The sequence below is a fragment of the Arthrobacter sp. AQ5-05 genome (assembly GCF_003287975.1).
GTDB lineage: Bacteria > Actinomycetota > Actinomycetes > Actinomycetales > Micrococcaceae > Paeniglutamicibacter.
Genome location: NZ_QMKQ01000018.1, coordinates 52,865 through 75,251, shown reverse-complemented (window position 1 = coordinate 75,251; position 22,387 = coordinate 52,865). Strand labels below are relative to the sequence as shown.

Annotated in this window: 22 protein-coding genes; 18 read left to right on the top strand and 4 right to left on the bottom strand. The window is 60.0% G+C overall.

Features of this window, described 5'->3' with window-relative positions:
- The first annotated feature begins 22 nt into the window (after positions 1 to 22).
- Positions 23 to 991, top strand: a complete 969-nt coding sequence (thiL, locus tag DQ353_RS14940) for a thiamine-phosphate kinase (RefSeq protein WP_353616697.1) — start codon at positions 23 to 25, stop codon at positions 989 to 991.
- An 80-nt stretch (positions 992 to 1,071) separates the two neighbouring features.
- Here the strand turns inward: thiL and DQ353_RS14935 are convergent, their stop codons facing one another.
- Entirely contained in the window at positions 1,072 to 1,791 is a 720-nt protein-coding gene (locus DQ353_RS14935) for an IclR family transcriptional regulator (RefSeq protein ID WP_113763602.1), read from the bottom strand.
- A 112-nt stretch (positions 1,792 to 1,903) separates the two neighbouring features.
- Between DQ353_RS14935 and leuC the strand changes: the two genes are divergently transcribed.
- The 6 genes from leuC (at position 1,904) to DQ353_RS14905 (ending at position 8,451) form a co-directional block, all read left to right on the top strand.
- The gene (leuC, locus tag DQ353_RS14930; protein ID WP_113763637.1) at positions 1,904 to 3,361 is read left to right on the top strand and encodes a 3-isopropylmalate dehydratase large subunit; all 1,458 of its coding nucleotides are present in this window, start codon (positions 1,904 to 1,906) and stop codon (positions 3,359 to 3,361) included.
- Positions 3,362 to 3,370: 9 nt separating this feature from the next.
- Complete coding sequence (gene leuD / locus DQ353_RS14925) at positions 3,371 to 3,973, top strand: 3-isopropylmalate dehydratase small subunit (RefSeq protein ID WP_113763601.1); 603 nt, start codon at positions 3,371 to 3,373, stop codon at positions 3,971 to 3,973.
- Between the two features lie 209 nt (positions 3,974 to 4,182).
- On the top strand, positions 4,183 to 5,511 hold the full coding sequence (murA, locus tag DQ353_RS14920) for a UDP-N-acetylglucosamine 1-carboxyvinyltransferase (protein ID WP_113763599.1): 1,329 nt from the start codon (positions 4,183 to 4,185) through the stop codon (positions 5,509 to 5,511).
- Between the two features lie 19 nt (positions 5,512 to 5,530).
- Entirely contained in the window at positions 5,531 to 6,298 is a 768-nt protein-coding gene (locus DQ353_RS14915) for a lysophospholipid acyltransferase family protein (RefSeq protein ID WP_113763597.1), read from the top strand.
- Positions 6,299 to 7,330, top strand: coding sequence for an NAD(P)H-dependent glycerol-3-phosphate dehydrogenase (locus DQ353_RS14910; RefSeq protein WP_113763595.1), 1,032 nt, complete (start codon positions 6,299 to 6,301; stop codon positions 7,328 to 7,330).
- The gene (locus tag DQ353_RS14905) at positions 7,327 to 8,451 is read left to right on the top strand and encodes a D-alanine--D-alanine ligase family protein (protein WP_113763593.1); all 1,125 of its coding nucleotides are present in this window, start codon (positions 7,327 to 7,329) and stop codon (positions 8,449 to 8,451) included. Before DQ353_RS14910 ends, DQ353_RS14905 begins: the two co-directional genes overlap by 4 nt.
- An 81-nt stretch (positions 8,452 to 8,532) precedes the next feature.
- Here DQ353_RS14905 and DQ353_RS14900 read toward each other — a convergent pair whose 3' ends face one another.
- Positions 8,533 to 9,084, bottom strand: coding sequence for a DUF3515 domain-containing protein (locus tag DQ353_RS14900; RefSeq protein ID WP_353616696.1), 552 nt, complete (start codon positions 9,082 to 9,084; stop codon positions 8,533 to 8,535).
- Positions 9,085 to 9,149: 65 nt separating this feature from the next.
- Here DQ353_RS14900 and DQ353_RS14895 point away from each other — a divergent pair, with 65 nt between their 5' ends.
- Genes DQ353_RS14895 through rsmD form a run of 4 tightly spaced genes read left to right on the top strand, consistent with a single transcriptional unit; the run spans position 9,150 to position 13,998 of the window.
- A complete protein-coding gene (locus DQ353_RS14895) occupies positions 9,150 to 10,196 on the top strand; it encodes an LCP family protein (protein WP_113763591.1) in 1,047 nt (348 codons plus the stop codon).
- Between the two features lie 22 nt (positions 10,197 to 10,218).
- On the top strand, positions 10,219 to 11,181 hold the full coding sequence (locus tag DQ353_RS14890; protein WP_113763589.1) for a DAK2 domain-containing protein: 963 nt from the start codon (positions 10,219 to 10,221) through the stop codon (positions 11,179 to 11,181).
- On the top strand, positions 11,178 to 13,391 hold the full coding sequence (locus DQ353_RS14885; RefSeq protein ID WP_113763587.1) for an ATP-dependent DNA helicase RecG: 2,214 nt from the start codon (positions 11,178 to 11,180) through the stop codon (positions 13,389 to 13,391). Before DQ353_RS14890 ends, DQ353_RS14885 begins: the two co-directional genes overlap by 4 nt.
- Positions 13,392 to 13,398: 7 nt before the next feature.
- Positions 13,399 to 13,998, top strand: coding sequence for a 16S rRNA (guanine(966)-N(2))-methyltransferase RsmD (rsmD, locus tag DQ353_RS14880; protein ID WP_113763585.1), 600 nt, complete (start codon positions 13,399 to 13,401; stop codon positions 13,996 to 13,998).
- On the opposite strand, the gene DQ353_RS14875 is transcribed toward rsmD, so the two are convergent.
- The gene (locus DQ353_RS14875) at positions 13,960 to 14,736 is read right to left on the bottom strand and encodes a spermidine synthase (protein ID WP_353616695.1); all 777 of its coding nucleotides are present in this window, start codon (positions 14,734 to 14,736) and stop codon (positions 13,960 to 13,962) included. The genes rsmD and DQ353_RS14875 overlap by 39 nt on opposite strands.
- A 5-nt stretch (positions 14,737 to 14,741) precedes the next feature.
- Complete coding sequence (locus DQ353_RS14870) at positions 14,742 to 15,953, bottom strand: aminotransferase class I/II-fold pyridoxal phosphate-dependent enzyme (RefSeq protein WP_113763581.1); 1,212 nt, start codon at positions 15,951 to 15,953, stop codon at positions 14,742 to 14,744.
- Positions 15,954 to 16,071: 118 nt separating this feature from the next.
- Here DQ353_RS14870 and coaD point away from each other — a divergent pair, with 118 nt between their 5' ends.
- The 7 genes from coaD (at position 16,072) to DQ353_RS14835 (ending at position 22,384) form a co-directional block, all read left to right on the top strand.
- The gene (coaD, locus tag DQ353_RS14865) at positions 16,072 to 16,548 is read left to right on the top strand and encodes a pantetheine-phosphate adenylyltransferase (RefSeq protein WP_113763633.1); all 477 of its coding nucleotides are present in this window, start codon (positions 16,072 to 16,074) and stop codon (positions 16,546 to 16,548) included.
- Between the two features lie 49 nt (positions 16,549 to 16,597).
- Positions 16,598 to 17,494, top strand: coding sequence for a UTP--glucose-1-phosphate uridylyltransferase GalU (galU, locus tag DQ353_RS14860; RefSeq protein WP_113763579.1), 897 nt, complete (start codon positions 16,598 to 16,600; stop codon positions 17,492 to 17,494).
- 140 nt (positions 17,495 to 17,634) lie between these two features.
- Positions 17,635 to 18,690, top strand: coding sequence for an LCP family protein (locus tag DQ353_RS14855; protein ID WP_113763577.1), 1,056 nt, complete (start codon positions 17,635 to 17,637; stop codon positions 18,688 to 18,690).
- Positions 18,691 to 18,800: 110 nt separating this feature from the next.
- Positions 18,801 to 19,673, top strand: coding sequence for an ABC transporter permease (locus DQ353_RS14850; RefSeq protein WP_113763575.1), 873 nt, complete (start codon positions 18,801 to 18,803; stop codon positions 19,671 to 19,673).
- On the top strand, positions 19,657 to 20,520 hold the full coding sequence (locus tag DQ353_RS14845) for an ABC transporter ATP-binding protein (protein ID WP_113763573.1): 864 nt from the start codon (positions 19,657 to 19,659) through the stop codon (positions 20,518 to 20,520). Before DQ353_RS14850 ends, DQ353_RS14845 begins: the two co-directional genes overlap by 17 nt.
- Positions 20,517 to 21,563, top strand: coding sequence for a glycosyltransferase family 2 protein (locus DQ353_RS14840; protein ID WP_286166839.1), 1,047 nt, complete (start codon positions 20,517 to 20,519; stop codon positions 21,561 to 21,563). The genes DQ353_RS14845 and DQ353_RS14840 overlap by 4 nt, the downstream gene beginning before the upstream one ends.
- The gene (locus tag DQ353_RS14835) at positions 21,560 to 22,384 is read left to right on the top strand and encodes a CDP-alcohol phosphatidyltransferase family protein (RefSeq protein WP_113763571.1); all 825 of its coding nucleotides are present in this window, start codon (positions 21,560 to 21,562) and stop codon (positions 22,382 to 22,384) included. The genes DQ353_RS14840 and DQ353_RS14835 overlap by 4 nt, the downstream gene beginning before the upstream one ends.
- Positions 22,385 to 22,387: the final 3 nt, after the last annotated feature.

The following is a 22,387-nucleotide window of genomic DNA, read 5'->3' as shown; positions in this document are numbered from 1 at the left end:
GAGCCTTGGGGAAAGCGGGCTGTTGGCAAGGATCCTGCCTCGCCTGAAAGGTGCACCTGCCCTGCTCGGACCGGGAGATGACGCTGCACTGATCTCGGCGCCGGATGGCAAGTTCGTAATCACGGTGGACACCCTGGTGGAGAACCAGGATTTCCGGTTGCGCTGGCCCAGCGGTTTTGAAAGCAGCGGCTTTGACGTTGGATGGAAGTCGGCTGCCCAGAACCTGTCGGACGTGAATGCCATGGGGGCATTTGCGACATCCGCGGTGATTTCCCTGACCCTGCCCCATGAGACACCGGCATCTTGGGTGGAAGACCTGGCGGACGGATTCAGCGCGGCCGTTCGCGACCTTGGCGCCAGCCATTGTGCAATTGCCGGGGGAGACCTCGGCCGGGGGAGCGAACTATCCATCACGGCGGCCGTCACGGGAAGCCTTGCGACCGAAAAGCCGGTGTTGCGCAGCGGCGCAAGGCTGGGTGATGTGGTGGCGGTCACCGGCGTCTTGGGAGTTGCCGCCGCAGGCCTATCACTGCTTGAGTCCCAGGTCTCCCACCTCGAGTGGACCGAAGCCGAGCGCGTGCTGGTCTTTGGCCAGCGTTGTCCGGCACCGCCATTGGCCGCCGGCCCGGAAGCTGCCCGTGCCGGAGCGACCGCCATGATGGACATCTCGGACGGCTTGATCAAGGACGGGCGTCGGATGGCGATTGCCAGTGGCGTGGATATTGATTTCAACACCCAGACAATGGTCAAAGACCTTCATCGCCTGGCTCCCGCTTCCGAGCGCCTTAAAAGGAATCCCATGGATTGGGTGCTCGGGGGAGGAGAAGACCACGGACTACTGGCCACGTTCCCGAGTGCCGAGAATCTGCCGAAGGGTTTCCGGGTGGTAGGCACGGTCAAGAAAAGCGCCGGTGGCATCAACGGGCCCTTGGTATTGCTTGATGGCAAGCAAACTCAATCCCCCCAGGGATTTGACCACTTCGACGGCTGAGCGGGCAGGCCTCGTAAGTCCCCCAATGACGTACATGCCCAGGCTTTAAGGTACAGCCCTCTTGCAGACGGGCATCGTTGCTACTCGCCGGTCTTGCGAAGTGCGTCACTCAGGGCATTGGCCGTCTGGACCACCACTTCCTGGTGCGCCCGGCCCGGTTGGCGGGAAAGACGTTCGATCGGTCCCGACATGGAAACCGCGGCGATGACACGACCCGAAGGCCCTCGGACGGGCGCCGAGACCGAAGCCACGCCGGGCTCACGCTCACCGAGACTTTGGGCCCAACCGCGGCGCCGGACTCCGGCAAGAATGGTAGGGGTGAACCGGGCTCCGTGCAGCCCATCCAACAAACGTTCGTGGTCCTCCCACGCGAGCAGGACCTGGGCGGCAGAACCGGCTTTCATGGAAAGCTGGGTTCCTACGGGAATGGTGTCCCGCAAGCCAACGGGACGTTCGGCTGAGGCCACACACACGCGGTAGTCTCCCTGCCGGCGGAACACCTGGGTGCTTTCGCCTGTGGAGTCGCGCAATTGGAGCAGCAGCGGGCCGGCCGCGGCTATCAGACGGTCCTCACCGGCCGCCGAGGCCAGCTCGACGAGACGACCGCCCAGCACGAACCTGCCGTGGATGTCCTTGCCCACCAACCGGTGGTGGACCAAGGCTTGTGCCAGGCGGTGCACGGTGGGCCTCGAAATCTTGGTCAGTGATACGAGCTGGGCCAGGGAGGTGGGCCCCGCTTCAAGGGCATTGAGGATGAGGGCCGCTTTGTCGATGACGCCAACGCCACTTGATGTGTCCATAGTTTGATATTGCAGTCTCACTATTTGAGATGCAAGTCCGTGTAGTGGATATTACGAGGGTTGCGATGGAACAGTTGAGACATAGGATTTTAATCAAGTGAGGGAGTCGGTCATGGCCGCACACCAGGCAGCACAGACGCTGGCCGAAAAAGTATGGAACGCGCACGTGGTGCGCAAGGGAGAAGGGGCAGGCGCTGCGCGCCAGCCTGACCTGATCTATATCGACCTGCACCTGGTTCACGAGGTGACTTCCCCGCAGGCATTCGAGGGCCTCCGTCTCGCCGGGCGCCCGTTGCGCCGACCCGACCTGACGATCGCCACCGAGGACCACAACACCCCGACACTGGACATCGACAAGCCGATTGCCGACCTGACCAGCCGCACGCAAATCGAGACCCTGCGCAAGAACTGCGCCGAGTTCGGCGTGCGCCTGCACTCCCTCGGTGACAAGGAACAGGGCATTGTCCACGTGGTCGGTCCCCAGCTGGGTCTCACCCAGCCGGGAATGACGGTCGTCTGTGGTGACTCCCACACCTCGACCCATGGCGCCTTCGGTGCCTTGGCGTTCGGCATCGGAACCTCCGAGGTCGAGCACGTGATGGCTACCCAGTCCCTGTCCTTGAAGCCTTTCAAGACCATGTCGATCAACGTCGAGGGAACACTGAAGCCGGGAGTGACCGCCAAGGACATCATCCTCGCCGTGATCGCCAAGATCGGCACCGGCGGCGGACAAGGCTACGTCCTGGAATACCGAGGCTCGGCCATACGTGCGCTGTCCATGGACGCCCGCATGACCATTTGCAACATGTCGATCGAGGCCGGCGCCCGCGCCGGCATGATCGCACCGGATGTGACCACCTATGAATACCTCAAGGGCCGCCCGCACGCCCCGCAAGGTGCCGACTGGGATTCCGCCGTGGCCGAATGGGACACGCTGGCAACCGACGAGGGCGCAAACTTTGACGCCGAGGTGTTCCTGGATGCCGATACCTTGGAGCCATTCGTCACCTGGGGCACCAACCCGGGCCAAGGCGTTTCGCTCTCCGAGACCGTACCGGCCCCCGAAGACTTCGAGGACGAAAACGCCCGCGCGGCCTGCGAGCGTGCGCTTGAATACATGGACCTGAAGGCCGGGACGCCCATGAAGGAGATCCGGGTTGACACCGTCTTCCTGGGCTCCTGTACCAACAGCAGGATGGAAGACCTCCGCGCGGCAGCCGCGATCATCGAGGGGCGGGAAAAGGACCCCGAGATCCGCATGATCGTGGTCCCGGGTTCCGCACGGGTTCGCCTCGAGGCCGAGGCCGAGGGCCTGGACAAGATCTTCAAGGACTTTGGTGCCGAATGGCGTTTTGCCGGGTGCTCTATGTGCCTGGGCATGAACCCGGACCAGCTCGCGGAGGGGGAGCGTTGCGCTTCCACGTCCAACCGCAACTTCGAGGGTCGCCAGGGCAAGGGGGGCCGCACCCACTTGGTCTCCCCGCTTGTCGCCGCGGCCACCGCCATCCGGGGCACACTGTCCTCGCCGTCCGACTTGGATGCCCCCGCAGCGTCCACAAAAGCAGCCTAAGGATTCATCATGGAGAAGATCACCTCCCATACCGGAATCGGCGTCCCGCTGCGACAAAGCAATGTCGACACCGACCAAATCATTCCGGCCGTCTACCTCAAGCGCATCACCCGCACCGGTTTTGAGGACGCACTCTTTGCCGGCTGGCGCAAGGATTCGTCCTTCATCCTGAACCAGGAGCCGTTCTCCAAGGGCTCCGTCCTGGTGGCCGGCCCCGACTTCGGCACCGGATCTTCCCGCGAACACGCGGTGTGGGCCCTGAAGGACTACGGCTTCAAGGCAGTCCTCTCGTCGCGCTTCGCTGATATCTTCCGCGGAAACTCCGGCAAACAGGGCTTGGTTGCCGCCGAGGTTGCCCAGAGCGACATCGAATTGATATGGAAGGAAATCGAGAACCATCCGGGCACCGAGGTCACGGTTGACCTCGAGGCTCGTACGGTTACGTGCGGATCGATCATTGCCCCGTTCGCGATTGACGATTACACCCGCTGGCGCCTGATGGAGGGGCTCGATGATATCGGCCTGACCCTCCAGCACGAGGAAGAGGTTACGGCCTTTGAAGCCCAGCGTCCGGCCTTCAAGCCAACCACCCTGCCGGCACGTTACTCCTGAGTATTAGCTCACCGCGTAACCTGCTCTCATGTTCCGCTCATAGTCGCTGATCACCGGCGGAATGCGGTGGATCCGGCGGGGACAGCGCCCTGGGACGCGACCGGCGTTACACCTTCCATGCAGCCCCCGGCAATGTCGGGGGCTGTATGCTTGCTTAGTCTTACCTTCGGTTTCGAAGGCCAAACAATTGTGGTGAGGTTCTTAAGTTCATGGCGAAAGTCCTAACGATTCATGGTGGCGTGCCACTCAAGGGAAAAGTGACCGTCAGGGGTGCCAAGAACCTGGTTCCCAAGGCCATGGTCGCGGCTCTTCTGGGGGATTCACCCTCTGTCTTGCGCAACGTCCCGGAAATCAAGGACGTTGCCGTTGTCACCAGCCTTCTGAAGATCCACGGTGTCACCGTGACCAAGGACGAGGCCACGGGCGATCTGACCATGGACCCCAGCGGGACCAAGACAGCCACGAGCAATGAGATCGATACCCATGCCGGGGACTCCCGCATCCCGATCCTTTTCTGCGGCCCCCTGCTGCACAGCCTGGGCGAGGCGCTGATCCCCAACCTTGGTGGTTGCAAGATCGGCGACCGCCCCATTGATTTCCACCTTGATGTGCTTCGCCACTTCGGAGCGGAGATCGACAAGGCCGGCCCGCTGGGCACGAGCATCCGGGCCCCGCACGGGTTGACCGGTGCCAAGATCTCCCTGCCGTACCCGAGCGTCGGCGCCACCGAACAGGTGCTGCTGACAGCCGTGCGTGCCAAGGGCACCACCGAGGTCGAAAACGCGGCCATTGAGCCGGAAATCCTTGACTTGATTTCCTTGCTCCAGAAAATGGGCGCAATCATCACGGTGGGCCGTGATCGCGTCATTCGCATCATCGGTGTCGAACGCCTCAGCGGCTACAACCACAAGGCCCTGCCGGACCGCAACGAGTCCGCATCATGGGCCTCGGCTGCCTTGGTCACCAAGGGCGACATCTACGTTGAGGGCGCTGCGCAGCGCGACCTGACCGCCTTCCTTCACACCTACCGCCAGATCGGTGGCGAGTTCGAGGTCACCGACGGTGGCATCCGGTTCTTCCACCCTGGCGGGGAGCTTAAGCCCCTCATCCTGGAAACCGACGTGCACCCGGGCTTCATGACCGATTGGCAGCAGCCCTTGGTCGTGGCGCTGACCCAGGCCACCGGCGTTTCCATCATCCACGAAACCGTGTATGAGAACCGTTTCGGCTTCACTAACGCCTTGGTGGAAATGGGTGCCCGCGTCCAGCTGCACAGCGAATGCCTCGGCGCCATCCCGTGCCGTTTCGGCCAGCGCAACTTCCAGCACTCCGCCGTGATCACCGGTCCGACTCCGCTGGTCGGGGCGGACATTGACATCCCGGACCTGCGCGGCGGATTCTCGCACCTAATTGCCGCGCTCGCTGCCGAGGGCACGAGCCACGTCACCGGGATCGAACTGATCAACCGCGGGTACGAAAAGTTCATGGACAAGCTCACTGACTTGGGTGCGCGCGTCGAGATGAATGAAATCGCCTGATCCGCATAGGCTGACTTGCATGAAAGAATCTCGCGGTACAAAAACCGCGTTTGCCATAGCGGCCGGAATCGTTCGGCCGGTCATGAACCTCATGATCAGCCGAACGTGGCGGGACTTCGACAAGCTGCCCGAGGGCGGTTTCATTCTGTGCCCCAACCACGTGACGGAAATCGATCCGCTGGTCGTGGGCCACGCGATCTACAGCTCCAAGCGGTATCCGCGCTACCTGGCCAAGGAATCCTTGTTCAAGGTGCCGGTGCTCGGCACGATCCTGCGCAACACCGGTCAGGTTCCCGTGGCCCGCACCTCCGCGGGAGCATCCCAGTCGCTGAAGGCCGCACGCGAGGTCCTTGACGCCCATGGCGTCATTGTCATTTACGCCGAGGGCACCTTGACCCGGGACCCGGACCTGTGGCCCATGCGTGGGCACACCGGTGCTGCGCGGCTGGCCCTGCAGACCGGTGCTCCCGTTATTCCGATGGCGCACTGGGGTGCCCAGGAATTGTTCCCTCGCTATGCCAAGGGTCTGAAGCTCTTTCCCCGCAAACGAGTAACGGTCATGGCCGGGAATCCGGTTGACCTGGATGACTTGCGGGATGTCCCCTTGACCCGGACGATTCTCCTCGAAGCCACTGAACGCATCATGCAAGCCATTGCCAAGGATGTGGGCGTCTTACGTGGCCAGAATCCACCGGAGGTCCTTTGGGACCCGGCGGATCACGGCCAGGCCGCTCAGGGCCGAAATTTCGACAACGGGGCCCCGACGAACGAAACAAAGGACAAATAAATGAGGCCCGCACCAAGGAAGATTGCTGTCATGGGCGCCGGAAGTTGGGGGACCACCTTTGCCAAGGTGCTCGCCGACTCCGGAGCCGATGCTGGCATAGAGGTCATGATTTGGGCCCGCCGCGACGAGGTGGCGGCGGAGATCAACACGCGCCACACCAACTCGCGTTACCTGCGCGAAACGAAGCTCCCCGGCAATATCTCCTCGTCCTCCAGCACCGCCAAGGTGCTGGCCGGGGCCGAATTGGTGGTCCTGGCCGTCCCGGCCCAAAGCCTGCGCGAGCAGCTGCGTTCCTTCAAGGAATTCCTGGAACCCAACGCCGTGCTCATGTCCCTGATGAAGGGCCTTGAACGCGACACCGATGCGCGGATGAGCGAAGTGATCTTCGCCGAGGTGGAAATTTCCCCGGAACGAATCGCAGTCCTTTCCGGACCCAACCTGGCCATGGAAATTGCCCGCAAGCAGCCCACCGCTTCCGTGGTCGCCTGCACCGACATCGAGACGGCGACGTGGATTGCCACGCTCTGTTCCACCGACTACTTCCGCCCGTACACCAACACCGATGTCATTGGCGTGGAAATCGGGGGCATTGCCAAGAACGTCATCGCCTTGGCAGTGGGCATCTGCGACGGTCTGGGCATGGGGGACAACACCAAGTCCTCAATCATCACCCGTGGACTGGCCGAGACCACGCGCCTCGCCTTGGCGCTTGGTGGAAGCTATGAAACCCTTTCCGGCCTTGCCGGCCTGGGGGACCTGGTCGCCACGTGCTCCTCCTCGCTCTCGCGCAACAACACCGCGGGCCGGCTGTTGGGCCAGGGCCTTTACCTGGACGAGGTCAACGACCGCATGTCGCAAACGGCCGAGGGCATCAAGTCCGGGCGGGCAGTGCTGGATTTGGCGACGCGCCACAACGTGGAAGTACCCATTACCGAGGCCGTGGTAATGGTTCTGGAAGGCACGCTCAGCGTGGAGAACATGGGAGCACGCCTGCTCGGGCGTCAACTAAAGTCTGAAGGTGAACTCAAATGAGTCAGGTTAACAACCACAAGCCCCGGGTCATGCTGCTCTTTGGCGGCCGCTCATCCGAACACCCGGTCAGCTGCGTCACCGCCGCCGGTGTTCTTGAAGCCATCGACCGTGACAAGTACGAAGTCGTGCCAGTGGGGATCACCCGCGAGGGAGCCTGGACCCTGGTGGACCAGGACGTCACGTCTTGGTCGCTGGCCAACAGCAAGAAGCCCGAAGTAATCGCAGGCAACGAGGTCCTGCGCCTGACTGGTGAACCTGGCAGCCACGAACTGCTCGCCTCGGATGCAGCGCACGCCGTGCGCAGCCTGGGCGATATTGATTTGGTCTTCCCGTTACTGCATGGCCCGTTTGGCGAGGATGGTTCCTTGCAGGGAATGCTGGAAATGGTGGACGTCCCCTACGTGGGTTCGGGCATTGCCGCCAGTGCCATTGGTATGGACAAACACTTCATGAAGGTCGTCTTCGAGGCCGCCGGATTCGCGGTGGGCCCCTACGTCGTCATCCATGACAAGCAATGGGAACGTGACCAGGATGCCTGCCTGAAATCGGTCAATGGACTGGAATACCCGTTGTTCGTCAAGCCGGCCCGCGCGGGTTCGTCCGTGGGTATCAGCCGAGTGGACACTCCCGATGGACTTGTTGCCGCCATCGAGGCGGCACGCATCTACGATCCAAAGGTGATTGTGGAAGCCGGCATCGTGGGACGTGAAATCGAGTGTGGCGTTCTTGAGGGACGCGGCTCGCTGCCGCCGAGGGCCTCCATGCCCGGCGAGATCGTGGTGGACAACGCCGGCCACACTTTCTACGACTTTGATGCAAAATACGTGGACGGGGCTGCCGCGCAGCTCAGCTGCCCCGCGGTCCTTGATGCAGCAGCCACGGAGGAAGTGCGTCGGCTGGCAGCCGACGCCTTCGACGCCGTGAATGCCGAGGGTCTGTCTCGTGTTGATTTCTTCTACACGCCAGAGGGCAAATGGATCATCAACGAGATAAACACCATGCCCGGCTTCACCCCGTCAAGCATGTACCCGCATATGTGGTCCAAAACTGGATTGGGCTACGCGGATCTCATTGATGAATTGATCCACCTGGGACTGAACCGGAAAACGGGTCTTCGCTGAGAGCCGTGCCGAATGAATAAGGGGGTGTTTAGCCAAGTAGATCTTGGCTAAACACCCCTCTTGTAGGTTCCAGCAGTATTGCTAGGGGACATTTATGGTCTTGCTCACCGTCGAGCACGCACGCTCGGCAGGAATCTTTGACGCTGCCGATGACAGGGTCGCCAGAACCGTGCTGGATGGAATCACATTGGGATCGAACACCAATTCGGTGGCCGGAACCCGTCCATAGGTGGTCAAGGTCCATGCCTCGTCACCTTCCTTGGCCAACCAGTCAACCCCGTTCACGCTGACGCATGGATCCGTTGACGGCGGCGGGGGAGTGACACCGCAACGCAGAACCAGCTGCGCAGGGTCTCCCCACACGGCGGTGGCCTGGCTATTGGTCTGGCGCTTCTGCTGGTCCGAAATCTCCGGAGGAAGCACCACCATCATTTCGGCACACAACGGATTGCCGGCATCGTCCGCGGGTTGGACGTTTGCAATTGAAGCGCAGCCGGACAGGACAAGGAATCCCGCGAGCGAGGCTACCGTAACGGTGGTAAACCGAACTCGACGGTTCTTTCTGGCTGTATCTTTTCTGGGAGCCGACTGTGAGTTATGGGAATCTAGGCTACTAAAAATCAATCTGGGCACTAAAACAGCCTACCGGTCGTGGGACATGACTAGGATGTAAAGGAGTATTTGCTAGAGAGGCATTGATGACACATTTGAACGGGTCCTTCGAGGACACAGGCTACGAATCGCCAAAGAAGAAGAAACGTACCGGGCTGATGATATTGCTGGGCGCAGTATCACTGGTCCTCATCGCACTTCTCGTAGCCGGGGGGTACCTGTTCTCGCTCGCTCGCAGCTTTGACAACAACACCACCAAGCTTACGGATGCATTTCCCGAGGAAAGCTCGCGTCCGCAAAAAGCTGAAGCCGCCAAGGACGCGGTGAACATCCTGCTTCTGGGCAACGACACCCGTGCCAAGGACCAAGGCGAAGAGAACTTTGCCTCGCTGCCCAACGGTGGTCGTTCCGACACCATGATGCTCGTCCACATCCCGGCGAACCGCGAAGGTGTCTACGTCACCTCGATCATGCGCGATACCTGGTTGGACATTCCGGGCCACGGCAATGCGAAAGTGAATGCTGCGTTTGCCTACGGTGGGGTCGCATTGGCCGTCCAAACACTTGAAGGCCTTTTGGACACACGTATTGACCATGTGGCCTCCATTGATTTCGAAGGTTTCAAGGGCTTGACTGATGCTCTGGGTGGAGTCCAGATCAACAACCCGATCGCTTTTAAGCAGAACCTCAAGAACGGATTTGTGTTCCCCAAGGGAGTGCAGACGCTCGATGGTGACCAGGCGCTGGCATTTGTTCGCGAACGCTACGCGTTCAAGGATGGCGACTACCAGCGCGTTCGCAACCAGCAGCTTTACGTCAAGGCCGTCATGAGCACCCTGATGTCCAAGGAAACCTTGACGGACCCCGCGAAGATTTCCGAGACCGTCAAGGAATTCGCGCCATATGTCGCAGTCGACGAGACCCTCGACGCCGTCAAGGTGGCCAAGCTAGGAACCACCATGGCCAACGTTCGCTCCAGCGACATGCACTTCTTCACGCTCCCCAACAAGGGAACGGGACGTTCCGCCGATGGCCAGTCCATCGTCATTCCTGACATGGCGGTGATTTCGGACTTTGCAGATGCCTTGAAGAAGGACAAGGTGGGACAATTTGTAGAGGACAACGGTCTCTAAGGATCCAGTGATCACTCACACCATGAACCAAAAAATCCATGCCAATTCGAAGGCCATGTCAACTTGGCTTGAACGAATGGTCAAGAGCCTGGGAAACCATAGCGACCGCCTTAACGCGATCAATATCTTCCCGGTGGCGGACGGGGATACGGGCAGCAATCTCTACCTGACCGCACGCAGCGCCCATGACGCGATTTCCAAGTTGGAAACCGAAAACATTGGTGAGCTTCTGACCATGGCGTCACGCGCCGCCATGGAATCGGCTCGTGGGAACTCGGGAACGCTGCTTGCTGTCTTCCTGGCCGGTCTGGCCGAACCCCTGTGCGGGGTGGAGCGGATGACTGCGCCGGCACTGGCCACGGCACTGGAGCGCGGCAAGGTCAGGGCATGGTCTGCCCTGAGCGACCCGGTTTCCGGAACCATGCTCTCGGTTATGGAGGTCGTCGCCACCACCGCCCGGTCCACCCACCGCGCCAGCGCATTGGAGCCGGAAAGCAAGGCCGCACTGGTCGAACTGCTCGATGCCCTGTGCGTGGCGGCGGAAGCGGCCGTGGTGGCCACGGAGAACGAACTCGGGGCACTGCACAAGGCCAAGATCGTTGACGCAGGGGCCGTGGGCATGCTGATCATCTTGGATGAACTTCGTGGCTCCCTTCTCGGACACTTCATCGACCCCGATGAATACTCGAACCTGCACGGCTACGACATCCAGGACCCCCACATCCACCAGGATGTCTCCCCGGAAACCGGTGTCGAGGTCATGTGCACCATCAGCCTCGATGCCTTGGGCGCGGCCACCTTGCGCGGACAACTGGACACCATCGGCGACTCCGTCATCATGAGCCCGGTCAACCCCACCGAAGACGGATACCGCTGGCGCGTCCACGTGCACGTACCCGAAGCCGAGCGCGCTCTTGAAGTCATTCGAAGCCTGGGCACTCCGGTCAACGTCTCGGTGACCGACCTTTGCACGCATGACGGATGACGGATGACCAAGACTTCACCAGCAATACGCCACTAGACTCCGTCCTTGGCGTTGCTTCCGCACGCAAGGTGGAAACCGCGTTCGGATACACCACGGTCGGTCAGCTGCTGGGACATTTCCCCCGGCGTTACATGGAGATCGGTGAGCTATCCAAAATTTCGGAACTTCCCGTCGGGGAGGACGTCACGATCGTTGCCGAAGTGAAATCGGTGAACCAGCGGCGCATGCACTCGCGATCCGGATTTCTGCTCGAAGTTGTCGTCAGCGACGCTCTGGGACCCGAACAATCGATCTTGCGGATGACCTTTTTCAACGGCTACGAAGCCAAGCGTGACCTGCAGGTCGGCTCGACCGCCATGTTCAGCGGCAAGGTGACCATCTACCGCAACCACTTGGAACTGACCCACCCCGAATACTCCTTGCTCGACACGGCCGAAGAAGCCGATCCACGGCCCATTCCCATTTACCCGGCCACCGCCAAGTTCCCGAACAAGAAGATCCGGGAGACCATGGAGCTCGTGCTTTCCCGCGTCCGACCGGAGATTTTCGAGGAATTCATTCCGGAACAGGTCCTGGAAACCCAACGAATCCCGGGCAGGGCCACGGCCTTTGAAAACATCCACAGACCACAGACCGTTGCCCAAGGTTATGCGGCCAGAAAACGCTTTGCCTTCGAGGAAGCCTTCTTGCTCCAGCTCGCGCTGGCCCAACGCCGCGCCCACCGGATGCAACAGCCGGCAATTGCACGTCACGGAGCCCCGGCAGGCCTGCTGGAAGCCTTCGACAACTCTCTTCCCTTTACCCTCACAGACGGCCAGGTGTTGGCCGGCATGGAAATCGCGGACGATCTCGTACGCGGCCACCCCATGAATCGTCTCTTGCAGGGGGAGGTCGGCTCGGGCAAGACCCTGGTGGCGCTGCGTGCGATGCTGCAGGTCATTGACTCCGGCGGGCAAACCGCCTTGCTTGCACCCACCGAAGTGCTCGCACAACAGCACTACCAATCGATCAGGAAATTGCTTGGATCCCTGGGCGCTGGAGGCGAACTTGGATCGGATCCCCGCGCTACCCGTGTGGACGTGCTCACCGGATCGGCCGGGACCGCAGAACGCAAGCGCGTGCTGCTCGGTGCCGCTTCGGGGGAGACCGGGATACTGGTGGGCACACACGCACTGCTCTCGGACACGGTTGGTTTCGTGGACCTTGGCCTGGTGGTTGTTGACGAGCAACACCGCTTTGGTGTCGAGCAACGTGACGTCTTGCGGTCAAAGGCGGATACGCCGCCCCACATGCTGGTCATGACAGCGACCCCGATCCCGCGTACCGTGGCCATGACCGTCTTTGGCGACCTTGAAGTCAGCCTGATGAAAACCCTGCCACCCGGCAGAGCACCCATTGCAACGCATCTGGTTCCACTCCAAGTTCCACGGATGCAGGAACGGCTTTTTGCCCGCATCGCAGAGGAAACGGCCAAGGGCCACCAGGTATATGTGGTGTGCCCGCGCATCAGCGAGAAGGCCGTCGAGGACGACTTCCTGCCGATGCCTGTGGAACCTGGCGCCAACGACGCGAGCTCGGATGCCAGCACGAAGCCGGCATCGATGACCGTCGAGAAGATGCTGGACATACTGACCACCATGCCCATCTTTGCGAACACGGAAATCCGCGCCCTTCACGGGCGCATGGCCAGCGACGAAAAAGCCGAAGCCATGAATGCCTTCGACAGCGGCCGCGCCTCCATTCTCGTCTCGACCACGGTGATCGAAGTCGGGGTGGACGTGCACAACGCCACACTCATGGTGATCATCGATGCGGAGAATTTCGGGATTTCGCAATTGCACCAATTGCGTGGACGCATCGGACGAGGTGGCCTGCCCGGCACCTGCCTGATGACCACGTGGCTGGACGCCGAGCATCCCTCGGTGGTGCGGTTGCGGGCGGTTGAATCCACCACTGATGGATTCCTCCTGGCAGAGTCGGACCTGAACGAACGCCGTGAAGGCGACATCCTGGGGGCGAGCCAGTCCGGCTCCCGGTCCACGCTCAAGGTCCTGCGCGTCATGAAAGACGCCAAGCTCATTGCCCGGGCCCGGGATGCCGCCGAGGCCATCGTGGACGGCGGTGGCGGGCTCGGCTCCTACCCCGGGCTGCAGGCCGCAGTCGAGGAATGGGTAGACGAAGACATGCAAGCATTCCTGGAAAGGGGATAGATCCACCATGAGTCGTATCGTGGCCGGCGCCGCCGGAGGCACACCACTGAAGAGCGTGCCGGGTGACTCCACCCGGCCCACCACCGACCGCGTCAAGGAAGCGTTGTTTTCCAGGCTCGAGAGCTATGACGTGCTGACCAACGCCAGGGTCCTTGACCTGTACGCGGGTGCCGGGTCGCTCGGCGTCGAGGCAGCTAGCCGCGGGGCGCGTTCCGTATTGCTCGTGGAGCTTGCGCCCAAGGCCGTGGCCGTATGCCAGGCCAACGCCGGCCTCGTCAACAAGGCCCTGCGCAATGACCTGGTCAGCGTTCGTCGCGGCTCGGTGGATTCGGTCCTTGATTCCTTTGCCCCGGTTCCCGGCGGCAGCGCAGGAAAGACCTGGGACTTGGTGTTCATGGATCCGCCCTACCCGCTGACAAACGACGAGCTCGCCAAGACCCTGGAAAAGGTTTCGCTGGTGCTCGATGTCGGGGCAACGGTGGTGGTCGAACGCTCAGCCCGATCCGCCGAGCCCACCTGGCCCGCCGGCCTGGAGAAGTTCGCCGATAAGAAATACGGCGAGACGCGGTTATGGTTTGCCGAACCCGTCCAGATCGCTGCCGAATAGCACCGTTCCCGGGTGCGGGCCTGCGGCCCGCAACCGATCCACCATGGCCATGTCGATCTTTGATTGGGTGCCGGCCAGAATCATGTTTCCCGGGTACTTCCGGGAAAAGATCTCGGTCGGGGCGCTGGCGATGAGGGTTTGAAAGACATGTGACATGGCCTGAATCTGGGAGTCGGCAAAGGAAAATGGCGGATCGTCGCCCACGTTCACCAGCACGATCCCGCCGGGCCGCAGCAACGCGTTCATCTCGGAATAGAAACCGGGAGAGGTCAAATGATGCGGTGCCCCGGAACCGCTGAAGATATCCAGGACGATGATGTCGAATTTCTCAGCGGCCAGTTCCTCGGTCAGTACCCGCCGCGCGTCCCCAATAATGGTCTTCAGGTTTTTGGGGTCGTCCATGGGGAGAGCCTCCAGGACAAAGTCGAGTAGTTCTCGTTCGAGGTCTACGGCTACCTGCTGGCTTCCGGGGCGCTTCTTCTCGATGTAGCGTGCCAAGGTCAATGCGCCGGCCCCGAGATGGAGAACCCGCAAGGGGGCTCCGGGCGCGGCCTGCTCGTCCACATGGTTGGCCAGTCGTCGAAGGTACTCGTAGAAGATCTGCTCGGGGTGGTCTACGTTTACGTGGGATTGTTCCGCGCCGCCCAGGGCAAGGACCCATGCTCCGGTAACGAAGGCGTCCTCCTCCAAGGTGGCGTGGGCCCCGAGGTTGCTGAGCCAGCGGCTGGCACGTTGCACCACGTTCAGCCACCCAGCTTTGCCGCGAGCAGGGACAGCCTTCGGGACGCCTCGTTGAGAAGCTCAGGCTTCTTGCAGAAGGCAAAACGCATCAGAGTGCGTGTGCGCTCCGCGCCTTCTTCATGGCAGAAGACGGACAGCGGGATGCTTGCGACGCCGATCGTTTCGGGCATTTGACGCGCCAGCTCCAACGCGTTGTCAAAACCGAGGGGTGCCACGTCGGCGACGATGAAGTAGGTTCCTTTCGGACGGTAAACCGTCATTCCAGCCGATTCAAGGCCCTTGGCCAGTATCTCGCTGCGCTGACCAAGATCATGGGCGAAATCCGTAAAGAAGTTGGTCTCGCTAGCCAGCGCCTCGGCAACCGCCGGTTGGAATGCCGTGCCGGAGGAATAGCTCAGGAACTGCTTGACCGTTCGTACGGCCGCAACAAGATCGGCAGGTCCGGTGGCCCAGCCGACCTTCCAACCGGTAAAGGAAAAGGTCTTGCCCGCCGATGAAATGGTGATGGTGCGATCCCAAGCCCCAGGAAGGGTGGCGATAGGGATATGGGAAAAACCAAAAGTGAGATGCTCGTAGACTTCATCCGAGACGATGAGGCAATCGTGCTGTTTGGCCAATGCAACGATCTCGGCGAGCAGCTCCCGGCCAAAGGCGGCACCGGTGGGATTATGCGGGTTGTTCAACACCACCATCCGTGTGCGCGAGGTGAACGCTTTGCCGAGTTCCGTGAGGTCTGGCTGGAAATCCGGCGCGTGCAGCGCGACCGTCTTGTGGACTCCGCCAGCCAAGCCGATGGTTGCACCATATGAGTCGTAGTACGGCTCGAAGGTGATGACCTCGTCTCCGGGCTTCACGAAGGCAAGAACGGCAGCAGCGATCGCTTCGGTTGCGCCCGTGGTGACGACCACTTCGTTCTCCGGGTTGACGTCCAACCCGTAGAACCGTTTCTGGTGATCTGCGATAGCCATGCGGAGGGGGAGTATTCCGGAACCCGGGGCATATTGGTTAAGGTGCCCTGAAATACCGTGTGCAGCTTTGGCCTTGAAGACTCTAGGCCCGTCGGTGTCGGGGAAGCCTTGTCCCAGGTTGATGGCCTCGTGCTTCGCAGCGAGGGTGGTGATCTCCTCGAAGATGGTGACTCCAAGGTCGCCGTTGGGAGATAGTAGGTTGGCGCCTGCAGCCATGCGCTGCCAAGGAAATTCGAATGAGGGCATGGCTCTCATTATCCCTTCATCGAGCGGCTCCGTGGGCAACCCACCGGGAAACGACACGTTGTGTCATCAAAGCATTGGAAGCAACTGAGCATATAGCCGAGTTGATAGATTGCAAGGTATGCGTCGAGCCGTCTGCCCCGGGTCATTTGACCCCATCCACAATGGTCATGTTGAGATCATTGCCCGTGCCAGCAACCTCTTTGACGAGGTTATCGTGGCTGTGTCAACCAACTATGCCAAGAAGTATCGTTTCGCACCCGAAGAACGCCTCAAAATGGTTCGGGAAACGATTGGGGGTCTGCGTGGCGTGAGCGTTGAGCCAATGGGTGATGGACTGCTCGCCGATTTTTGCAAGCTGCACGGGGCCGACGCGATCGTCAAGGGCCTTCGATCCACCGTTGACTACCAGTATGAGACCCCCATGGCAGTTATGAACCGCCACCTGACTGGTGTGGAAACGGTTTTCTTGGCCGCCGACAACCGCTATACGCATCTGTCATCTTCCTTGTTGAAAGAAGTTGAATCCCTCGGTGGCGACGTGGATGATTACTTGCCGCGAACCGTCCTCAAGAGACTTCGAAGTAGCTCAAAATAGGCCCAAATGGGTTCGATGTTTATGCATTGGATGACGTAAAGTCGAAGGCATGACTCAAAGTAGGCGTGTAATTAAGGCCGTTATCCCTGCGGCAGGGTTGGGGACGCGTTTTTTGCCAGCGACCAAGGCCATGCCCAAGGAAATGCTGCCCGTCGTTGACCAGCCAGCCATCCAATATGTCGTGGCCGAGGCGTCGAAGGCCGGACTCACCGATGTACTGATGATCACTGGGCGAAACAAGCGCGCGCTGGAAGATCACTTTGACCGGGTCCCTTCCCTCGAAGCAACCCTCGAGGCCAAGGGCGACACCGAGAAATTGCAGCTGGTGCAGGGCGCCACGGCTCTGGGAGATATCCACTACATCCGACAACGTGACCCGAAGGGTCTCGGACACGCCGTGCTCTGCGCCAAACAGCATGTCGGAGAAGAAGCCTTCGCTGTCTTGCTCGGTGATGACCTCATCGACGAACGGGACGATCTTCTCTCGATCATGATCGACGTGCAAGAGAAGACCGGTGGTTCGGTTATCGCGCTGATGGAAGTGGATCCAGCACAGATTAGCGCTTACGGGTGTGCTGATGTTTCGGCCGTAAACGGCGAAGATTACGTCAAGGTCAACGGGTTGGTGGAAAAGCCCGCAGTTGAGGATGCCCCGTCAAACCTCGCGGTCATCGGGCGTTACGTGCTTCACCCGCGTGTCTTCGAGGTACTCGAAGAGACGAAGCCTGGACGCGGTGACGAGATACAGTTGACCGACGCTCTGGAGACCTTGGCCGTGGCAGAGGGCCCGGGCAGTGGCGTTCACGCGGTGGTCTTCCGGGGTCGCCGATACGACACCGGCGACAAGCTGAGTTACCTTCAGGCAGTAATTTCCTTGGCAACTGAGCGGTCGGACATCGGCCCGGAACTACTTCCATGGCTCAAGGAATTCGTCACCGGGCGCTAGGATTCTTCTTGTTGGCAAGGCTAACCCAGCATCCTCACAGGGGTGTTGGTTAGCCTTGCTTTGTTTGTGCGAAAGTTGTCGACCGAAACATTGCCTCGAGTCGTCCAAGGCTTCTCGTTCTGGTCTGATGGAGACGTTGATTGACTGACAATAGAGAATTTGAAGGCGGTTACCTACCGCGGCGGCTGGCCCGTCGAAAGAAACGCACTGGCCTGGTTGTGCTTCTGAGCGCGATTGCCGTGGTGGTCGTGGCGGCAGTTGTGGCCAGTACCTACCTCGGTAGTCTTGCCCAGACGTTTGACAACAAGACGCAGGTAATTGCAGAGGCTTTCCCCGACGAGGAATTGCGCCCGGTCAAGAACCCCGAGGACGGTTCCTTGAATTTCCTGTTGTTGGGCGTCGACCACGGTGCAGACGGCTCGGAGACGTCGGACTTGCTGCAGGGCGGGGGCACGGATCAGCGATCCGACTCGATGATGCTGATGCACATCCCAGAGGATCGCAAAGGCGTATACGTAATGTCGATCGTGCGTGATCTCTACACTGACATTCCTGGATATGGGCGCCAAAAAATCAATGCATCAATGGCGCTGGGCGGTGTGCCTCTGGTCGTTCAAACGATCGAAGGCATGCTGGATACCAAGATCGACCATGTGGCCATGATTGACTTCGATGGTTTCAAGGAACTCACAACTGCACTCGGCGGAGTCACCGTTCGCAACGACATTGAGTTCTATTCGACGGATAACAAAAAGTATTTTTACCCTGTGGGTGATGTTGTTCTTAAAGGCAACCAGGCCCTGAGGTTCGTCCGTGAACGAAAGCCGTTCGTCGACGGCGACTACCAACGCGTGAAGAACCAGCAGAAATTCATCAAGGCTGTCATGAATGGACTGCTGTCCAAAGACACCTTGACCAATCCAGCTACAGTCTATGAGGTCATCGACAAGATTTCCCCGTATCTTTCGCTGGATGATGGTTTTGATGCGGCAACAGCCGCTGGATTGGGGCTTCAGCTGAAAGGCCTGCGAGCTTCTGGCATCGAAATGTTCACCCTGCCAACTGCCGGAAGCAGTACGTCGCCTGGCGGGGAATCGATTGAGCTTCGTGACGAAAAGGCAATCGTGGAGATCGGCAAGGCGCTTCGCACCGACACCCTTCGGGCCTACTTGGACAGCGCAAACTTAACGCATTGAGAAGTGATGCATAGATCACACATCGTGAAATGGGACGATGCCAATCGGCCTTCAGTACGCGCATCTACTAGACTTCAATAGGTTCGTCGGCCATAGCCGACGAGACAACCGTGATCAACGAGGTATCGAGAATTATGACAGCTGCCGAATATGCGGCGAAGTACGGCCTGCACAGGGTTGGTGCTCGCCCAGGACTGGTGAGCTATCTGAAGCAAGCCTGGGGCAGGCGCGATTTCGCGTACGAGTTGGCCAAAAGCAGACTGCAGTCTTCGAACCAACGCAACCGCCTCGGCATGTTGTGGGTAGTCATCAAGCCAACCATGAACGCCCTGATGTATGGGTTTATATTCGGAATCCTGCAGGGTGGTAGCCGAGGCCATGACTTCCCCGTTTACGTCGTCATTGGCGTATTCCTCTTTGAGTTCTTTGCGGGATCCGTAACCACCGGGGCAAAAGCAATTACCGGGAATGCGGCACTGGTGCAATCGCTGGCCTTCCCGCGCATCACACTAGTGATTTCCGCGGTAATCCAGCAATTCTTGACACTGGTCCCCATGGTTGTAGTCATGTACGTGTACTGCATGATCTTGGGAACATATCCACGCTGGAGCTGGCTGATGATCGTTCCAGTGTTGGTACTGTTCACCATGTTCAACACTGGCATGGCCTTGATCTGCGCCCGGTTGACTGTGCACATTCGTGACTTCACGCAGATTCTCCCGTTGATTACGCGGATACTTTTCTTCACCTCCGGCGTGCTCTTCCCCGTCGAGAGGGTCCTGAATGCATTCCCTTTTCTCGTGCGTTTGTTTGATTTCCATCCGATCTACCAGGCCCTTCAGGTTGCCCGCGGGTCCATTATGAACGGTGTGGAGTACCCCTCGTTCTATTGGATTGTCATGGCAGTCTGGGCCGTGGTCGCCCTCGTTGGTGGCACCATCTACTTCTGGGCAGCCGAGGAGCGTTATGGTCGAGTTGACTAACTTCGATGATCTGATCAACCCCCGTCTACACGGCAAATTCGAACCGAAACCTGTCTACGATCTGGAACCCCACGACGCCCCGGCGGCATCGACCATCAAGATCGATGAATCCCGTACACCGGTTGTCATCGTTGATGACCTCCACGTCAAGTACCAGGTATACGCGAGCGGGAAAGCCGCCGGATCCGCCGGAGCCAAACGTTTGCTGCAAGCATCGGCTCGAGGAATCCGTGAAGTGCATGCGGTGAAAGGTGTTTCCTTCGTTGCCTACGAGAACGAATCCATCGGGATCATTGGCTCGAACGGTTCAGGGAAATCTACCCTCATGCGAACGATCACTGGGCTGACTACGCCGGCGGCCGGATCTGTCTATGCATCTTCGCGTCCGAACATGCTTGGTGTTGGCGCTGCACTGATTGCCGATTTGTCCGGTGACAAGAACATCATGCTTGGCGGTCTGGCGCTCGGCTATAACCGCCAGGAAATCAACCAGATGCGCGACGACATCATCAAGTTCGCAGAACTTGAGGAATTCATTGACCTGCCGATGCGTACCTACAGTTCCGGAATGTCCGCGCGCCTGAAATTTGCGATCGCTGCTTCGAAGCAGCACGACATCCTCATCGTAGATGAGGCGCTTGCCGTGGGCGATGCCCGCTTCCGTAAGCGAAGCGAGGCCAAGATCCGTGAAATCCGGGAAAACGCCGGCACCATCTTCCTGGTTTCGCACTCCATGAACTCGATCCTGGACACCTGCAACAGGGCGATCTGGATCGAGAAGGGCGTACTGATGATGGACGGGGATGCCAAGACCGTCGTCAACGCCTATAAGGGCAAAAAGAAGTGACGAAGACAATCAACCTAGGCGTTTCGTACGTGATGCCGGTGCTCAATGAAGCCGGGTACCTGCGAGATGCCGTCGCCAGCGTGCTTGGCCAGGACTACGCCGGCGACAAGGAAATCGTACTGGCGCTTGGCCCCAGCACCGATTTCACTGACGAAGTCGCCGCGGCGTTGGCAGCCGAGGATTCCAGGGTCAAGCTGGTCCATAACCCGCAGGGGCGCACTCCGATAGGCCTGAATCTGGCGATCAAAGCCTCGCAATACCCGATCGTGGTGCGCGTAGATGCGCACAGCGAACTTGCGCCCAACTACACGGCCCGCGGTGTCGAGACAATGTTCCGGGTGGATGCACACGACGTCGGCGGACTCATGGATGCGCAGGGGAAGAATCCGCTTCAGCGCGCGGTGGCGGCCGCTTATCACTCCCCGTGGGGTCTTGGCGGAGCGGCCTATCACAGCGGTGCCCCGGAGGGACCCTCGGAATCTGCCTACCTGGGTATTTTTCGCCGCGAGGTCTTTGACGAAGTCGGCTACTACGACGAATCGCTGCACCGTGCCCAAGATTGGGAACTATGCCTGCGTATTCGCCAAGCCGGATTCAAGGTGTGGTTTGATCCAGAACTTGAGACCGCATACTACCCTCGCGACAAGTACAAGGCTCTGGCAGCGCAGTCTTATGCCTCGGGTGTCTGGCGGGGCGAACTGTCACGTCGTTACCCGGCCGGAAAATCGATCCGCCATGACCTGCCGCCGTTAATGGTTGTCGGAACCACCCTGGGAGCCGTTGCCTGGTTGATTGACCCGTGGCTGACAACCGATGCCCCCAACACCGTAAGGGTGGTCCTCAACTTGTTGAAGCTCGCACCGGTGGCCTACGCCGGTCTAGTGGTATTTGCGACGCTGACCGGCAAGCGAACAACCCTGAAAGAAAAGCTTTTAATGCTAGGTGTTTTCCCGACCATTCATTTCCCTTGGGCCGTTGGCTTCGTGAAGGGTCGTGTTCGTGGCGCTCAAGGTACCTTGGACAGGGGGCGGGTGCGTTCATGAACAATGAAACTATTCGACCACGCAATCCGACGCTCGAACAGCTGCGCGCGGTGTGCCAGCCCCCGGAAGTCCGAGCTCGGCGCAACGCAGAGCATTGGACCGCAGAACTCTACCTTCGACACATCTCAATCTATTTGACCGCAGCGCTGGTGCGTACCCGCATCAGCGCCAACGGTGTTACGGGGCTCATGATCCTGGCGGGTTGGCTCATGTCGGCAGCACTACTGGTCCCCGGTGTATGGGGGCCGCTGTTGGCGGTGGTCCTGTCGCAGGTGCAGCTCTACTTCGACTGCAGCGATGGGGAAGTAGCCCGCTGGCGAGGCACGCAGTCGCCGCGCGGCATCTTCATCGACATGGTGGGTCACCACACCACCGAGGCACTGATTCCCATCGCTTTGGGCTACCGGGTATTCCTTGAACTGCAGACCCAGGGTGCCGATGCGGCACAGGCATGGCCGACGCTCTTTATCGCGGCGGTTCTCTCGGTGCTCCTGGTGCTCAACCGCTCCCAGAGCCTCATGGTCCATGCGGCACGAAGCATGGCAGGTCTTGGCAAGCTACCAGACACGGCGGAGGCACGTGCCGTGTCGCAGACCAGCCTAGTGGGGAAACTACGTTCTGCTGCCCGCTTCCTGCCCTTCCACAAGATGCTTCATGCAGTGGAACTCAGCTTACTCATCCTGGCGCTGTCCATTGTTTCGGCCATCGTGGGTGTTCCCGGCGTAGCCGAAAAGTGGATGCTTTGGATCCTATTGCCTGCCGTTGTCCTTGTGAATATCGGTCACTTCGTGGCGACCATGGCCTCATCTCGGTTGCGGTGAACC

Bases quoted from the DNA above. Each gene is read 5' to 3' on its own strand.
- leuD (WP_113763601.1), top strand. From the start codon at position 3,371: ATGGAGAAGATCACCTCCCATACCGGAATCGGCGTCCCGCTGCGACAA.
- DQ353_RS14870 (WP_113763581.1), bottom strand. From the start codon at position 15,953: ATGCCCTCATTCGAATTTCCTTGGCAGCGCATGGCTGCAGGCGCCAAC.
- DQ353_RS14890 (WP_113763589.1), top strand. From the start codon at position 10,219: ATGAACCAAAAAATCCATGCCAATTCGAAGGCCATGTCAACTTGGCTT.
- DQ353_RS14905 (WP_113763593.1), top strand. From the start codon at position 7,327: ATGAGTCAGGTTAACAACCACAAGCCCCGGGTCATGCTGCTCTTTGGC.
- DQ353_RS14885 (WP_113763587.1), top strand. From the start codon at position 11,178: ATGACGGATGACCAAGACTTCACCAGCAATACGCCACTAGACTCCGTC.
- DQ353_RS14895 (WP_113763591.1), top strand. From the start codon at position 9,150: ATGACACATTTGAACGGGTCCTTCGAGGACACAGGCTACGAATCGCCA.
- DQ353_RS14935 (WP_113763602.1), bottom strand. From the start codon at position 1,791: ATGGACACATCAAGTGGCGTTGGCGTCATCGACAAAGCGGCCCTCATC.
- DQ353_RS14835 (WP_113763571.1), top strand. From the start codon at position 21,560: ATGAACAATGAAACTATTCGACCACGCAATCCGACGCTCGAACAGCTG.
- leuC (WP_113763637.1), top strand. From the start codon at position 1,904: ATGGCCGCACACCAGGCAGCACAGACGCTGGCCGAAAAAGTATGGAAC.
- coaD (WP_113763633.1), top strand. From the start codon at position 16,072: ATGCGTCGAGCCGTCTGCCCCGGGTCATTTGACCCCATCCACAATGGT.
- murA (WP_113763599.1), top strand. From the start codon at position 4,183: ATGGCGAAAGTCCTAACGATTCATGGTGGCGTGCCACTCAAGGGAAAA.
- galU (WP_113763579.1), top strand. From the start codon at position 16,598: ATGACTCAAAGTAGGCGTGTAATTAAGGCCGTTATCCCTGCGGCAGGG.
- DQ353_RS14915 (WP_113763597.1), top strand. From the start codon at position 5,531: ATGAAAGAATCTCGCGGTACAAAAACCGCGTTTGCCATAGCGGCCGGA.
- DQ353_RS14845 (WP_113763573.1), top strand. From the start codon at position 19,657: ATGGTCGAGTTGACTAACTTCGATGATCTGATCAACCCCCGTCTACAC.
- DQ353_RS14910 (WP_113763595.1), top strand. From the start codon at position 6,299: ATGAGGCCCGCACCAAGGAAGATTGCTGTCATGGGCGCCGGAAGTTGG.
- rsmD (WP_113763585.1), top strand. From the start codon at position 13,399: ATGAGTCGTATCGTGGCCGGCGCCGCCGGAGGCACACCACTGAAGAGC.